The organism is Microbacterium sp. B35-30, from assembly GCF_010634855.1.
Lineage (GTDB): Bacteria > Actinomycetota > Actinomycetes > Actinomycetales > Microbacteriaceae > Microbacterium.
The window spans coordinates 1-13,150 of sequence record NZ_MWLQ01000049.1 but is presented as its reverse complement, the minus strand read 5'-3'; the positions used below and the strand labels follow the sequence as shown (position 1 = coordinate 13,150).

General features: G+C 71.8%; 12 protein-coding genes. 8 read left to right on the top strand and 4 right to left on the bottom strand.

Going from position 1 to position 13,150, the window contains the following annotated elements:
• Positions 1-35 precede the first annotated feature (35 nt).
• The 4 genes from B2K11_RS19185 to B2K11_RS19170 all read right to left on the bottom strand — a co-directional run bounded on the left by B2K11_RS19185 (position 36) and on the right by B2K11_RS19170 (position 5,917).
• A complete protein-coding gene (locus tag B2K11_RS19185) occupies positions 36-2,978 on the bottom strand; it encodes an AAA family ATPase (protein ID WP_163620697.1) in 2,943 nt (980 codons plus the stop codon).
• A 55-nt stretch (positions 2,979-3,033) separates the two neighbouring features.
• Positions 3,034-3,258, bottom strand: coding sequence for a hypothetical protein (locus B2K11_RS19180; protein WP_163620696.1), 225 nt, complete (start codon positions 3,256-3,258; stop codon positions 3,034-3,036).
• 211 nt (positions 3,259-3,469) lie between these two features.
• Positions 3,470-4,624, bottom strand: coding sequence for an AI-2E family transporter (locus B2K11_RS19175; protein WP_163620695.1), 1,155 nt, complete (start codon positions 4,622-4,624; stop codon positions 3,470-3,472).
• Positions 4,625-4,687: 63 nt separating this feature from the next.
• Positions 4,688-5,917, bottom strand: a complete 1,230-nt coding sequence (locus tag B2K11_RS19170) for an acyl-CoA dehydrogenase family protein (RefSeq protein ID WP_163620694.1) — start codon at positions 5,915-5,917, stop codon at positions 4,688-4,690.
• Between the two features lie 300 nt (positions 5,918-6,217).
• Here B2K11_RS19170 and B2K11_RS19165 point away from each other — a divergent pair, with 300 nt between their 5' ends.
• From B2K11_RS19165 to B2K11_RS19130, 8 genes are all read left to right on the top strand, one after another.
• Positions 6,218-6,970 (top strand): SDR family oxidoreductase, encoded by a 753-nt coding sequence (locus tag B2K11_RS19165; protein ID WP_163620693.1) that lies wholly within the window; start codon positions 6,218-6,220, stop codon positions 6,968-6,970.
• A gap of 36 nt (positions 6,971-7,006) precedes the next feature.
• Entirely contained in the window at positions 7,007-7,597 is a 591-nt protein-coding gene (locus B2K11_RS19160; protein WP_163620692.1) for a TetR/AcrR family transcriptional regulator, read from the top strand.
• Entirely contained in the window at positions 7,584-8,621 is a 1,038-nt protein-coding gene (locus B2K11_RS19155) for an NADPH:quinone oxidoreductase family protein (protein WP_204260200.1), read from the top strand. Before B2K11_RS19160 ends, B2K11_RS19155 begins: the two co-directional genes overlap by 14 nt.
• Positions 8,618-9,358, top strand: coding sequence for a glucose 1-dehydrogenase (locus B2K11_RS19150; protein WP_163620691.1), 741 nt, complete (start codon positions 8,618-8,620; stop codon positions 9,356-9,358). The genes B2K11_RS19155 and B2K11_RS19150 overlap by 4 nt, the downstream gene beginning before the upstream one ends.
• Positions 9,359-9,753: 395 nt before the next feature.
• The gene (locus B2K11_RS19145; RefSeq protein ID WP_163620690.1) at positions 9,754-10,491 is read left to right on the top strand and encodes an ABC transporter ATP-binding protein; all 738 of its coding nucleotides are present in this window, start codon (positions 9,754-9,756) and stop codon (positions 10,489-10,491) included.
• Entirely contained in the window at positions 10,488-11,237 is a 750-nt protein-coding gene (locus B2K11_RS19140; protein ID WP_163620689.1) for an ABC transporter ATP-binding protein, read from the top strand. The genes B2K11_RS19145 and B2K11_RS19140 overlap by 4 nt, the downstream gene beginning before the upstream one ends.
• Positions 11,237-12,115 carry a branched-chain amino acid ABC transporter permease gene (locus B2K11_RS19135; protein ID WP_163620688.1) on the top strand — a complete coding sequence of 293 codons (879 nt, stop codon included), beginning with the start codon at positions 11,237-11,239 and terminating at the stop codon, positions 12,113-12,115. Before B2K11_RS19140 ends, B2K11_RS19135 begins: the two co-directional genes overlap by 1 nt.
• The coding region (locus B2K11_RS19130; protein WP_163620687.1) for a branched-chain amino acid ABC transporter permease at positions 12,112-13,150 on the top strand (1,039 nt) is incomplete at its 3' end. The genes B2K11_RS19135 and B2K11_RS19130, both read left to right, overlap by 4 nt.

Genomic DNA, 13,150 nt, shown 5'->3' with positions numbered 1-13,150 from the left:
GCGGGCGTGGGGCCACGGGCTCCGTGAGGGCGCGGTCAGGCCGACGAGGCGGCCGCGGCCGTCGCCACGTACTGCGCGGCGGCCTCTGCGCGGTTGGCGGCGCCGATCTTGGCGAGGATCGCCGACACGTGCACCGACGCGGTCTTCGGGCTGATGAACAGCCGCTGCCCGATCTGCGGATTGGTGAGCCCCTCGGCGACGAGCTCGAGCACCTGAAGCTCCCGCGGCGTCAGCGAGGCGACGATCCCGGCCTCCGTCTCGGACTCGGCGGCGGTGCCTGTGGGAACGAGACGGGCCTGCGCCGCGAGCTCCGCGGCCCAGCGCGCGGCGCGCGCGACACCGAGCGCCGGCGCCTCGGCCGTGATCGCGGCCAGCAGGTCTGCGGCGTCGTCGCGCTCGCCGGCGTCGATCAACGCCCAGGCCAGGCGGCAGCGCGCCGTCTGCAGGTGCCACGTCGGCATGCCGCCGGGGGTCAGCTCGTCCACGATGGCTCGCCACGCCGTCACGCGGTCGTCGGCCGGGGCGCCGTCGCCGTCCGCGAGCACGGCGCGGACGAATCTCGACACGCGACCCGCGAGCTCGTTGTCGGGCCAGCCGTCGAGGGCTCGTTCGATGCGCGCCCGCACTTCGGGGTCGCCTGAGCGCCCGGGGGAGTGCGTCAGCAGCGCCGCCGTGAGCACGGCATAGCGGGCCACCGTGCGGCTGCCCTCCGGATGCTCGGCGGCGGCCATCACGGCGGTGACGGCATCCGTGTCCTCCCGGGCGTGAAGGGTCAGGGCGGCATCCGCCCGCTCGACCACCCACCAGGCGGCCTTGTCGGGATACAGGCGCTGCGCCTCCTCGATGCGGCCGCGCTCGGTCGCGAGCAGGTCATCGCGTTCGCTCGGGCGGTCGTCCCACGCCAAGTGCGACGAGAGCAGGCGCAGCGTGGAGGCCGCATCGGCGGGGCTCATCAGCCGTCGCGCGCGTCGCGCGTAATGGAGCGCGGTCTCGGGTTGTCCGGTGGCGAACAGGGCGAACGCGACCGATTGGGCGATCGCCGCTCCCGAGCCCCGTTCGATGCCCGCGCGGACGACGTCTTCGTAGTGCTGCGTGCCGACGACGACGGCCTCGTCGAGGCGCCCGGCCGACACCAGCATGTGGGTGAGCGCATTGCCCACGTAGGCGCGCATCGACGGGTCGAGCCGCAGAGCGACGGCGCGCTGCAAGGGCGCCAGGGCTGCCGAATCCTCGTCCTCGTCGCGGGCGAGCCGCCACGCTTCCACGGTCAGTGCGACCGCCAACGCGGCGTCGTCGCCCACCTCTTCGGCGAGGGCGATGGCGCGGGCTGCGTGCTCCGCGGCATCCGTGCCGTGCTCGTCGATCGCCATGTTGGTGAGCACGCGCGACAGCAGCACCCGGGCGCGGCGGTCGTCGACGCCCTCCAGCAGTGCGACGGCCTCGTCGAGGTCGGATGGGTGGCCGGTGTGCTCGAGGTTGAAGGTCTGGACGTACCGCTGCCGCATCAGCGCCGCGCGCATGAGCGGATCGTCGGGGCAGACCGCGAGGCCCTCGTTGGCGGACCGCAGGGAGCGCTCGGGATCGCCGAGGTCGTGCCAGTCCTGCGCCGCATCGAGGTGCAGTGCCGGCAGGCTCGTGCCCGCGCGGGCCTCGGCGTCGGGAACCTGTTCCCAGAGCTCGGCGAGACGCTCCGCCAGCTTCGCGGAGGTGGCGGGCGAGAACCGCGTGCGGGACTGGTGAAGCGCGGCGACCGTCGCATCGAACGCCGCCGGCAGGTCTCGGGCGACGAGCCAGTGCTCGGCGACGGCGGAGGCATCGTCGGGCGAGTCGCCGCGGTGGTCGCCCAGGTGCTCGGCGTAGCGGCGATGCACCCTCACCCGCTCGCTCGGCAGCATCTCGGCCTCGACGGCCTCCCGCGTGAGCGCGTGGCGGAACGCGTAGCCGGCGCCGTCGGCGGTGATCACGCGCGTGTCGATCGCCTCTCGCACCGCGGCGTCGAGCACCTGTTCGTCGAGCGTCGCCACGGCCGAGAGCACGTCGTCTTCGACGTGCACTCCGCCCGCGGCCATCGTGCGCACGACCTGCTGGGCCTCTGCGCCGAGCCGCATGTAGCGGGCGAGCACGAGCTCCCGCAACGTGTCGGGCAGGGCGCGGTCGCCGAGATCGACCAGCTCTTCCACCAGGAACGGGATGCCGCCGCTGCGCTCCGCGAGCGCTTCGACGACGCGCGGGTCCAGGCCGCTCGCCAGCTGTTCGACCTGCTCGGCGACCTCGTCGAGTGTGAGCGGCACGACCTCCACGCGCACGACGGACCGAGTGCGGTCGAGCTCGGCGAGCACGGGCCGCAGCGGGTGGAAGCGGTCGATGTCGTCGGAACGGTATGTGGCGACGATCGTGAGCCGCCGGCCGCGGAGCGTGCTGGCCAGTGTCTTCAGCAGAGCCATGGTGGCGGCATCCGCCCACTGCAGGTCTTCGAGCACGACGACGACGTGGCGGCGCCGCGACAGTCCCTCGAGCAGCACTTCGATCGCCTCGGCGAACTCGCCGGCGGGTTCGTCGTGCTCGGTGGCCGCGTCGGCGATGCCGGGAACCAGCGCCGCGAGGCTCGCGATCGCTGCGGCCGAGCCGGCGGCCTGGCGCAGCGTTTCGGTGCCGACGGCCTCGTGCAGGTCGCGCAGGACGCGCCGGATCGGCCCGAACGGCGCGCCGATCGGGCCGAGGTCGACGCACTGCCCGAACGCCACGACGGGACTCGACGCATCGTCCTCCACGTCGGCGGACGGATGCCCCGCCCCGAAGTGGTCGGTCGTGACGAGTGCCAGGAACTCCTGCACGAGCCGTGTCTTGCCGACACCCGCCTCGCCGCGCACAACGACCGTTCGGGGGCGACCCCCGGCGGCCTCGTCGAACGCCTCGAGCAGGGCGGCGAGCTCGTTGTGCCGGCCGACCATGCGCGGGCTCGAGGGGAGTGCGGGCATGTTCATATGGTGGCACTCCCCACCGACGCGCGGAGCGTCATCGCGTGGCGACCGGTCATCGCGTGGCGACGGACGCGGCGCTTCGGCCCGAGGCGACGCCATTGCTTTGCGGTGCTGCGCGGTGCGACGCGGCGCGGAGCCAGGCGGCGAGCGGACGGCGGTGCGGGCGCGCGGAAGATGTGCCCCGCTCTCGCCGTGCGACGATCAGCTCGTTCTCGCGAGCGAGGTCCGCCGCGCGGTGCTGTTCGAGGATGTAGCCGGTGTAGGTGATGTCGTTCACGAGTCTCTCCTGTCTGCGGCGGAGCCCGATGCGGGTCCCGGTCGTGCTGACAGGTACGACTCTTCTCTCTAAGGCGGGTCCACCCCATCGGGCGATCGCCTTGTCTTGGCGGGCTCCAGGTCTTAGGCCGAGGCCGCGGCGGCCTAAGATCGGTCTAAGACCGTGCCTACGTCGGGCTGCGATCCGGTGCGAAGGTAGGGCGAGCGTGGGCTCAGCCCGCGACGGGCCGTTTCGGCCGCGCCCACCGCGCCGGCAGGTCGGTGCCGTCCCACACCTGCACCGCGCCCCAGGCCGCGGCGGTGATGGGCACCGCCAGCACGGCGCCGACGATGCCGCCGAGGACCGTGCCTACCGTCAGGGCGACCAGGATGACGAACGCGTGCAGCTTCATCGACCGGCCCATGAGCACGGGCTGCAGGAAGTTGCCCTCGAGCTGGTTGACGAGCACGACCACCCCGACGACCAGGAGGGCGTTGATCGGCCCGTTCGCAACGAGTGCGACGAGCGCGGCCACGATGCCGGCCACTGTCGCGCCCACGATCGGGATGAAGGCGAGCAGGAAGACGAGCACCGAGAGCGGGATCGCCAGCGGAACCTGAAGGATGAGCAGACCGATCAGGATGCCGATGGCATCGACGGCGGCGACGGTCGCCGTGCCGCGCACGTACGAGCCCAGCACCGTCGTGGTCTTGTCGCCGATGCGGCGCGCGCGCAGGTAGTTCGCCCCGCGGAACGGCCGCAGCATGAACTCCCACATCTGGGGACCGTCCTTGAGGAAGAAGAACAGGATCGTCACCATGAGCACGAGCCCGGTCACGAAGTTCGCGACCGCCCCGACGCCGGCGAGCGCGCCGGAGCCGAACTGCGCGCTCGTGACGAAGTCGGTGAGCGTCTTCACCCACTCATCGAGCTGATCAGGCTGCACGAAGTCGAACGGCAGCGTCTGCATCCAGGCGAGTAGACGCTGGAAGCCGTCTTCGGCTTGCGCGTACAGGTCGTCCCACTGGTCGCGCACCGCCCACACGATGAGCCAGCTCAGGAGGCCCAGGATCACCACGATGGCGAGCAGCGTGATCAGCGTCGCGAGGATCGATGGGATGCCGCGCCGCCGCATCCAGCTCATTACCGGGTTGAACGCGCACGCGAGGATCAGCGCGATCACGAGCGGGATCGTGACGAGGGTGAGTGACTGGATCGCGAACACGATGCCGGTGACCACCACGACGACCACGATGATCTGGATCGCACGGATGCCGAGCTTGCCGAAGCCGTCGGCCCACAGGCTCCACGGCGCGCGGGTCGCCCGGGGCTCGACGTCGTGCGCGTCGACGACGATGCGCTGGGGGTCGTTTCGGAACAGTCCCATGCCGCGAGGGTAAGCGCCAGAGGCCTTCCCACTCTGCGGGTTGCGCGCGAGTCCCGATCCGGGCTAGGCGAACGCGCTCATGCCGGTGATGTCGCGGCCGATGAGCAGAGCCTGGACGCTCTCCGTGCCCTCGTAGGTGTGGATGGCCTCGATGTCGGCCATGTGCTGCATGACGCCGTTCTCGAGCAGGATGCCGTTGCCGCCGAGCATGTCGCGCGCGGTCGAGGCGATCCGTCGGGCGGCGCGGGTGTTGTGGTACTTCGCCAGCGAGGCCTGCGTCGGGCGCAGTTCGCCCCGCTGCTCGAGATCGGCCATCCAGCGGCAGTACAGCTGCATCGCGGTGAGCTCTTCGAGCATGTTCGCAAGGCGCTCCTGCACCATCTGGAACTTGGCGAGGGGCCTTCCGAACTGGATCCGCTGCTGCGAGTAGGCGAGCGCCGCCTCGTAGCAGGCGGTGGCGTGGCCGAGCGCCGACCACGCGACGCCCGACCGCGTCGAGTAGAGCACGGTCGAGGCATCCTTGAAGCTCTTCGTGCCGGGGAGCACGGCGTCGAGGGGCACCCGCACGCCGTCGAGGACGATGTGCGCCTGGTGGATGCCGCGCAGCGACGCCTTGCCCTGGATCACGGTGCCGGTGTACCCCGGCGTGTCCTGCTCGACGAGGAAGCAGCGGACAGCACCGTGGAACTCGTCGTCGGCCTCCACGCGCGCCCACACGAACGTGATGCCGCCCGAGGCGCCGTTGCCGATCCACTTCTTCGCACCGTCGATCACCCACGAGTCGCCGTCCTTGCGGGCGACGGTCTCGAGGGACACAGAGTCGGATCCGTGGTCGGGCTCGGTGAGGGCGAAGGATGCCGGAACCTCGCCGCGCGCGACCGGCACGAGCCAGCGCGCCTGCTGCTCGTCGCTGCCGAAGAGGGCGAGCGTGCGCAGGGAGAGCCCTCCCTGGACCGCGAGGACCGTGCCGAGCGAGCCGTCGCCCCGCGAGATCTCCATGTTCACGAGACCCGCCGCGAGCGGCGAGAGCCGGGTGAGCGCCGGGTGCACGATGCCGTCGTTGAAGAGGTCGAGCTCACCCATGCGCATGGCGAGTTCGAGCGGGTACTCGGCGGTATCCCAAGCATCGAGCATGCGCGTGCCGACCTCGTCGATGTAGGACTCCGCGCGTTCCCACGCCTCGCGGTCGGCGGCCGGGATGTCGGCGAACACGGCGTAGTAGTCGGTGCCGCGGCGGGCGGTGACGTCGTAGCCTTCGATGCTCTGACCCGGGCGGGGCTGGAAGTCGGTCATGGTCGGGCTCCTGACGCCGTGTGGCGGGTGCTGCGGCATCCGGTTCGAATGGAACTGAATCCCACGATCCATAGTACTCAGTGTCACCGGGTTCCTGCCTGCCGCGTTTCGTCTCGCTCGTTCCTCGCTCGCTCAACGACCGGGTGGGGTAGACGACGAGGTGAGCCTGCCGACGCACCGGTCGTTGAGCGAGCGAAGCGAGACGAAACGCACCCCCGCGTCTGCTACGGTGGGGAAACCGACCAGCCGGTATGTTGCGGTCGAGCTGTATGTACAAGCGGAATGTCGCAAGGAGGCGCCATGACCCATGACCACGCCCGCCGTTTCGAGGGCACGGTGTCGCTCGTCACCGGTTCGAGCCGCGGCATCGGCTTCGCGATCGCACGACGCCTCGTCGACGAGGGCGGATCGGTCGTCCTGACCGGCCGCAAGCAGGACTCCCTCGACGCCGCCGTCGCCGAGCTCGGCGACGCTGCGACCGCCGTCGCGGGCCGCGCGGACGACGCCGACCACCGTGCTGCCGTCTTCGCGCACATCGGCGAGCGCCACGGCCGGCTCGACCACCTGGTCAACAACACCGGCATCAACCCGGTCTACGGCCCGATCGTCGACGTCGACGCGGCGGCGGCGCGCAAGATCCTCGAGGTCAACGTCGTCTCGGCGCTCGACTGGACCCGTGCCGCGCTCGCGGCCGGCCTCTCCCGCTCGGTGGTCAACATCGCGTCGGTGGCCGGCCTCGGCGCGAGTCCCGGCATCGCGTTCTACGGCATCTCGAAGGCCGCGCTCATCAACCTCACCGCGCAGCTCGCGTACGAGCTGGCGCCCGGCATCCGCGTGAACGCGGTCGCGCCGGCCGTCATCAAGACGGCGTTCGCCCGGGCACTCTACGAGGGCCACGAGGCCGAGGCGTCCGCCGCATATCCGCTGGCGCGTCTCGGCGAGCCGGCCGACGTGGCGGGTCCGGTCGCCTTCCTGCTGTCGGACGACGCCGCGTGGATCACCGGCCAGACGCTGCCGATCGACGGCGGAGCCGGCATCCGTCCCCTCACGTGACGGGATGCGCGACCGGTTCGGGTGAAGGATGAAGGCATGAAGGATTCCCACGTCGCCGACGACGTCACCCGCGCCGCCGTCGAGCTGTTCGCCCGCCAGGGCTACGCCAACACGAGCGTGCAGCAGATCGTCGAGGCCGCCGGCGTCACCAAGGGCGCGATGTACCACTACTTCGAGTCGAAGGACGACCTGCTCTTCGGCATCTACGAGCGGCTGCTGACGCTGCAGAAGGCGCATCTGGACGACATCATCGGCCGGGGCGGCACCGTCGACGAGGTGCTGCGCGCCGTCTGCATCGACGTGCTCGAGACCTCGATCGACTCGATGGAGGAGGGGGCGGTGTTCTTCCGCAGCCTCAACATGCTGTCGGCCCCACGCCGGCAGGAGGTGACGCGCCGCCGCCGCGCCTACCACGACGAGTTCGCCGAGCTCATCTCGCGCGGGCAGGCCGAGGGGCTGTACCGCACCGACATCCCGCTCGCGATGCTCGTCGCCCACTTCTTCAGCGACGTGCACTACCTGTCCCACTGGTACTCGCCCGAGGGGCCCGAAGACAAGACGCTCGTGGCCGAGCAGCTGACCGACCTGTTCCTGACCAGTCTGAGGAGAACGGATGCCGCACCCTGAGGTGACGCCGAGGTCCGACGCTGCGGGCGCCCTGCCCGACGCCATGCGCGCGTGGCGCGTGACGCAGCTGGGCGAGCCCGCCGAGGCCCTGTCACTCGACACCGTCCCCGTGCCCACGCCCGCCGCGGGGGAGGTGCTCGTGAAGGTCGCCGCCGTCGCAGCCAACTTCCCCGACGTGCTGCTGTGCCGGGGCGAGTACCAGGTGAAGCCCGAGCTGCCGTTCAGTCCCGGGATCGAGCTGGCGGGAGTCGTCGCCGCGGTGGGCGACGGGGTCGCGGGACTCGAAGTGGGGGAGCGCGTCGTCGGATCGAAGATCGGGGTGCTCTCGGAGTACGCGGTGCTGCCGGCATCCGACGTCTGGCGGGCTCCTTCTGCGCTGTCGGACGCCGAGGCCGCCGGTCTCACGGTCGCGTACCAGACGGCGTGGTTCGGGCTCCACCGCCGCGCGGCGCTGCAGCCTGGTGAGTGGCTGCTGGTACACGCCGCCGCGGGCGGGGTGGGACTCGCGGCCGTGCAGCTCGGCGTCGCCGCCGGCGCACGCGTCATCGGTGTCGTCGGGTCGGACGCCAAGGCCGCCGTCGCGCGCGAGGCGGGTGCCGAGGTCGTGCTGGTGCGCGGTGTCGACGACCTCGTCGCCGGCGTCAAGGCCGCGACCGGTGGCCACGGCGCCGACGTCGTCTTCGACCCGGTAGGCGGGGCGGCGTTCGACGCATCGACCAAGTGCATCGCTTTCGAGGGGCGCATCGTCGTCGTCGGCTTCGCCGGCGGAACGATCCAGACGCTGCCGGCGGGTCACGTGCTCGTCAAGAACTACTCCGTGCTGGGCCTGCACTGGGGCATGTACCCCCGCGTGCGGCCCGACCTCATCGACGTGACGCGGACGGAGCTGACGCGCCTGGCCGATGCGGGGACGATCCGCCCGGTCGTCGACCACGCCGTGCCGTTCGAGCGCGCGCCCGAGGCGCTGACGGCGCTCGCGTCGGGATCGACCGTCGGCCGTGTCGTGATCGAGCTGGCGTCGTGAGCGGGTTCGGGCTCGACGGCCGCGTCGCGCTCGTCACCGGCGGGGCGCGCGGCATCGGCGAGGCGTATGTGCGCGCGTTGCACGCGGCCGGCGCGAGAGTCGTGATCGCGGACATCCTCGATGACGACGGCGCCGCGCTCGCCGCGGACCTCGGCGAGGGCGCGCTGTTCGTCCACCTCGATGTGACGGACGAGAAGGAATGGGATGCCGCGGTGGCGGCATCCGTCGACGCCTTCGGCTCGCTCGACGTGCTGGTCAACAATGCCGGCATCGCGAACGCCGCGCCCATCGAGCACCTCACCACCGAGAAGTGGAACGCCGTCATCGCCGTGAACCTGACCGGCGTCTTCTTCGGCTGCCGCAGTGTCGTGCCGATCATGAAGGCGCAGGGCCAGGGCTCCATCATCAACATCTCGTCGGTCGAGGGCATGCGCGGCAGCCCCGGCCTGCACGGCTACACCGCCGCCAAGTTCGGCGTGCGCGGGCTCTCCCAGTCGCTCGCGGTCGAGCTCGGGGCGTTCGGCATCCGGGTCAACTCGGTGCATCCGGGTTTCATCAACACGCAGATGACGACGCGCATCGATCCCGCCCATCTCGACATCCCGCTCGGACGACCGGGTGAGCCGTCGGACCTCGCGGGCACCATCGTCTTCCTCGCCTCCGACGCGTCGTCGTTCACGAGCGGCGCCGAGTTCGTCGTCGACGGCGGCATGATCGCCGGGATCCCGCACAAGTAGCCCATCCGAGAGTGCCGGCCCCGCAGGTGACCTCGCACGAGCCTTTCCGAGCGGGCGGCCTCGCCCCGCGCAGCCGTCTGCCGGGGCGGACCTCGTCGAGGATTCAGGAAATCTGCCGTCGCAGCTCGCCGGTCGGGCAGCCTGCGCGGCGTGTCTCCTGAATCCTTGACGGGCGCAGCCCGCCTCTCGTTGGCCTGGGTCTCCGTTCGCGCGGGCCAGGACCCGGCAATCACCTGACGCGGCCGTGACGGATGCCGCTGCCGGGAGTCTCCACGCGACCGCTCCTGTTCCTGACCGCGCGGTCACCGGGTCCCTGGTCACGATCGTGCAACAACAACATACCGCCCGGTCGGTTTCTGCGATACAGTGGGCGCACCCGACACGAAGAGGTGCCGATGAACGCAATATCCGAGGCCGAAGACCGCGCCGATGCGCGGCTCGAGGTGAGCGCTCTGAGCGTCGCCTTCGGTGGCCTGACCGCGCTGGACGAGGTGTCGTTCGACGTGCGCCCCGGCGAGGTGGTGGCTCTGATCGGGCCCAACGGAGCCGGCAAGACCACGGTGTTCAACGCCGTCTGCGGACTGGTGCGGCGCAGGGGCCACGTCCACATCGACGGGATGCCGGCACCCCGGCGCACCGCGGGACTGACGGCGCGCGGCGTCTCGCGCACCCTGCAGGGGCTGGGCCTGTTCGCGGGGCTCACGGCGCGCGAGAACGTGCTGCTCCCGGTCGCGGGCCGGCGCGACGCCGATGCCCGGGTCGCTGCGCAGCTCGACGCGCTCGACCTCGAGGCGCTCGCCGACCGCCCGGTGACGGCGCTGTCGTACCCCGACCGCAAGCGCGTCGCGCTCGCTCGCGCGCTCGTCACCGAGCCGCGGCTGCTGCTGCTCGACGAGCCCGCCGGCGGACTCGGCGCCGACGACATCGCCGCGCTCGGCGGGGTCATCGCGCGCGTCGCCGCGACCGGCTGCGCGGTGCTGCTGGTCGAGCATCACGTCGACTTCGTCATGGGCCTCGCCGACCGCATCGTGGTGCTCGACTTCGGCCGCGTCATCGCCCGCGGCACGCCGGACCAGGTGCGCACCGATCCGCGCGTCGAAGAGGCCTACCTCGGCGTGAAGGCCAGCGCATGAGCGCCGCCGCACAGCCGCAGGCGGTTGCGCACCGCGGCGCGCTCGAGATCCGCGACCTCACCGTCGGCTACGGCGGCGCTCCGGTGCTCCACAGCGTCGGGTTCGCGCTCGCGCCGGGCGAGGTCGTGGCGCTGCTGGGTGCGAACGGCGCCGGCAAGACGACCCTCCTGCGCACTCTCGCAGGACTCGTGGCCGCGGCATCCGGAACCCTCCTGCTCGACGGCGATGACCTCGGAGCCCTCCGCACCGAGCAGCGAGCCCGGTGCGGCCTTGCCCTCGTGCCCGACGGGCAGAGCGTGGTCGCCGAGCTCACGGTCGATGAGAACCTCCGCCTCGGTGCCCTCTGGCGCCACCGCGGTGCCGCCCGCGAGCGTGCCGTGGCCGGCGTCTACGAGCTGTTCGAGCCGCTCGCCCGCCGCCGCACGAGCGCCGGGCACCAGCTCTCGGGAGGCGAGCGCCAGATGCTCGCCGTCGGCCGCGCGCTCGTCGCCGACCCGGTGCTGCTCGCCCTCGACGAGCCGTCGCTCGGGCTCGCGCCGCTCGTTGTCGCGCAGCTGATGGGGACGCTCCGGGATGCCGCCGCGAGCCGCGGCCTGACCGTGCTGCTGGCCGAGCAGAACGTCACCAGCGCCCTGTCGATCGCCGACCGCGGCGTCGTGCTCGACCTCGGCCGGGTCGTGGCCGATGCCCCGGCCTCGACCCTCGCCGCCGACGAGACCCTCCGACACGCCTACCTGGGATTCTGATGGACCGACTGCTCTTCCTCCTTGCGACCGGCTTCGCGCGCGGCGCGATCTTCGCGCTGTTCGCCCTGTCGCTGGTGCTCATCTGGCGCGCCGCCCGCATCGTGAACTTCGCGCAGGGCGCGATGGCGCTCGTCGCGACCTATGCGGCGTTCGCGGTGACCGGCCTGACCGGCTCGTACTGGGCGGGACTCGCCGCCGGGCTGATCGCCGGAGCCGCGCTCGGCCTCGGTGTCGAGCGGGGACTCATGCGCTTCGCCCCGCACAGCAGTCCGCTCTCAGGCGTCATCGTGGCGATCGGGCTGGTGATGGTGCTGCAGTCGCTGCTCGGCATCCTCTTCGGCGCACAGTACCGGCCGATGCGCGCCCCGTTCGACGACAGCCCGATCATGATCGGCGGCGTGCCGCTGCTGTCGCCGTACGACGTGTTCGTCCTGGCCGTCGCGCTGGCGGTGATGACGCTGCTGGCGCTGCTGTTCACGCGCACGTCGCTCGGTCTGCAGCTGCGCGCCTCGGCCTTCGCCCCCGAGGTGTCGCGCGTGCTCGGCGTGCGGGTGGGCCGCATGGTGACGATCGGATGGATGCTGTCGGCCGCGGTCGCCGCGCTCGCCGCCATGCTGCTCGTTCCGACGGAGCTCGGACTCAACCCCCACGCCACCGACATGCTGTTCGTCTATGCCTTCGCGGTCGCCGTCGTCGGCGGGCTGGATTCCCCCGTCGGGGCCCTCGTCGGCGGGCTCGTCGTGGGGGTGGCGATGACCCTCGTGACCGGGTACCTGGGTGCGACCGTCGCGCCGATCGGCGTGCTCGTGCTGCTCGTCGGGGTGCTGCTCGTGCGACCAGGCGGCATCTTCTCGCTGCGGGAGGCGAGGAGCGCATGACCCGCCTGCTTCCCTCGCTGCGGGGCATCCCGCGCGTCCTCGTCTTCGGAGCCGTGCTCACCGTGCTGGCCATCGGCGGCACGTTCCTGCTCGATCCGTACCGCAACTTCCAGCTGGCCACGGTGGCGGCCTACTTCTGCGCGACCGCGGGCCTCACCCTCCTCATCGGGCAGAGCGGGCAGCTCTCACTCGGCCAGGCGGCCCTCATGGCCGCGGGCGGCTACGGCTATGCGCTCACGGCGAATGCGATGACGGATGCCGGGGTCACCGGCATCCCGCGATTCCTGGCCGGCATGCTCACCGCGGTGGTGGTCTCCGCCGCACTCGGCTGGCTGCTGGGGCTTGCCGCCGCGCGCCTGCGCGGACCGTATCTCGCGGGGGTGACGCTGACGCTCGTCATCGCGGTACCCGCCATCGCCGCGGTCTTCTCGGGCGTGCTCCGCGGTGATCAGGGCCTGCAGATCGCCTACGACGGCGTGCCGCCGATGCTGGAGCGGCTCATCGCCGTCGAGCAGTGGCAGGCGTGGGTGGCGATCCTCGTCGCGGGCGTCGTCGTCACGGGGCTCGCCGCACTGACCGGTGGGCGGCTCGGCCTGCGCATGCGCGCCGTCCGCGACGACGAGACCGCTGCGCGCCTGAACGGCGTGCGGGCGGGCCGGGTCAAGGTCACCGCGTTCACCCTGAGCTCGGTCGCCGCCGGTGCCGGCGGCGCCGTGCTCTGCTTCGCCACCCAGTCGGTGAGTCCCGGCGCGTACACGCTCGCGTTCTCGCTGCTGCTCGTCGTGGCCGTCGTGCTCGGCGGTCTGGGCAGCATCGGTGGCGCGGCGGTCGGATCCGCCCTCATCGTGCTGCTGCCGTGGGCCCTGGGGGCGGCGACCGCCGCACTCCCTCTCCCGGTCGAGGTCGCGCAGCGGCTGTCGGGCAACCTCTCGATCCTGGTCTTCGGCCTGCTCCTCATCGTCGTCATGCTCGTGTGGCCCGGCGGGCTCGCGAGCCTCCGCCGGTCACGCCCCAGCCCCCGGAATCGCGAAAGGG

Bases quoted from the DNA above. Each gene is read 5' to 3' on its own strand.
- B2K11_RS19185 (WP_163620697.1), bottom strand. From the start codon at position 2,978: ATGCCCGCACTCCCCTCGAGCCCGCGCATGGTCGGCCGGCACAACGAG.
- B2K11_RS19175 (WP_163620695.1), bottom strand. From the start codon at position 4,624: ATGGGACTGTTCCGAAACGACCCCCAGCGCATCGTCGTCGACGCGCAC.
- B2K11_RS19170 (WP_163620694.1), bottom strand. From the start codon at position 5,917: ATGACCGACTTCCAGCCCCGCCCGGGTCAGAGCATCGAAGGCTACGAC.
- B2K11_RS19165 (WP_163620693.1), top strand. From the start codon at position 6,218: ATGACCCATGACCACGCCCGCCGTTTCGAGGGCACGGTGTCGCTCGTC.
- B2K11_RS19160 (WP_163620692.1), top strand. From the start codon at position 7,007: ATGAAGGATTCCCACGTCGCCGACGACGTCACCCGCGCCGCCGTCGAG.
- B2K11_RS19155 (WP_204260200.1), top strand. From the start codon at position 7,584: ATGCCGCACCCTGAGGTGACGCCGAGGTCCGACGCTGCGGGCGCCCTG.
- B2K11_RS19145 (WP_163620690.1), top strand. From the start codon at position 9,754: ATGAACGCAATATCCGAGGCCGAAGACCGCGCCGATGCGCGGCTCGAG.
- B2K11_RS19140 (WP_163620689.1), top strand. From the start codon at position 10,488: ATGAGCGCCGCCGCACAGCCGCAGGCGGTTGCGCACCGCGGCGCGCTC.
- B2K11_RS19135 (WP_163620688.1), top strand. From the start codon at position 11,237: ATGGACCGACTGCTCTTCCTCCTTGCGACCGGCTTCGCGCGCGGCGCG.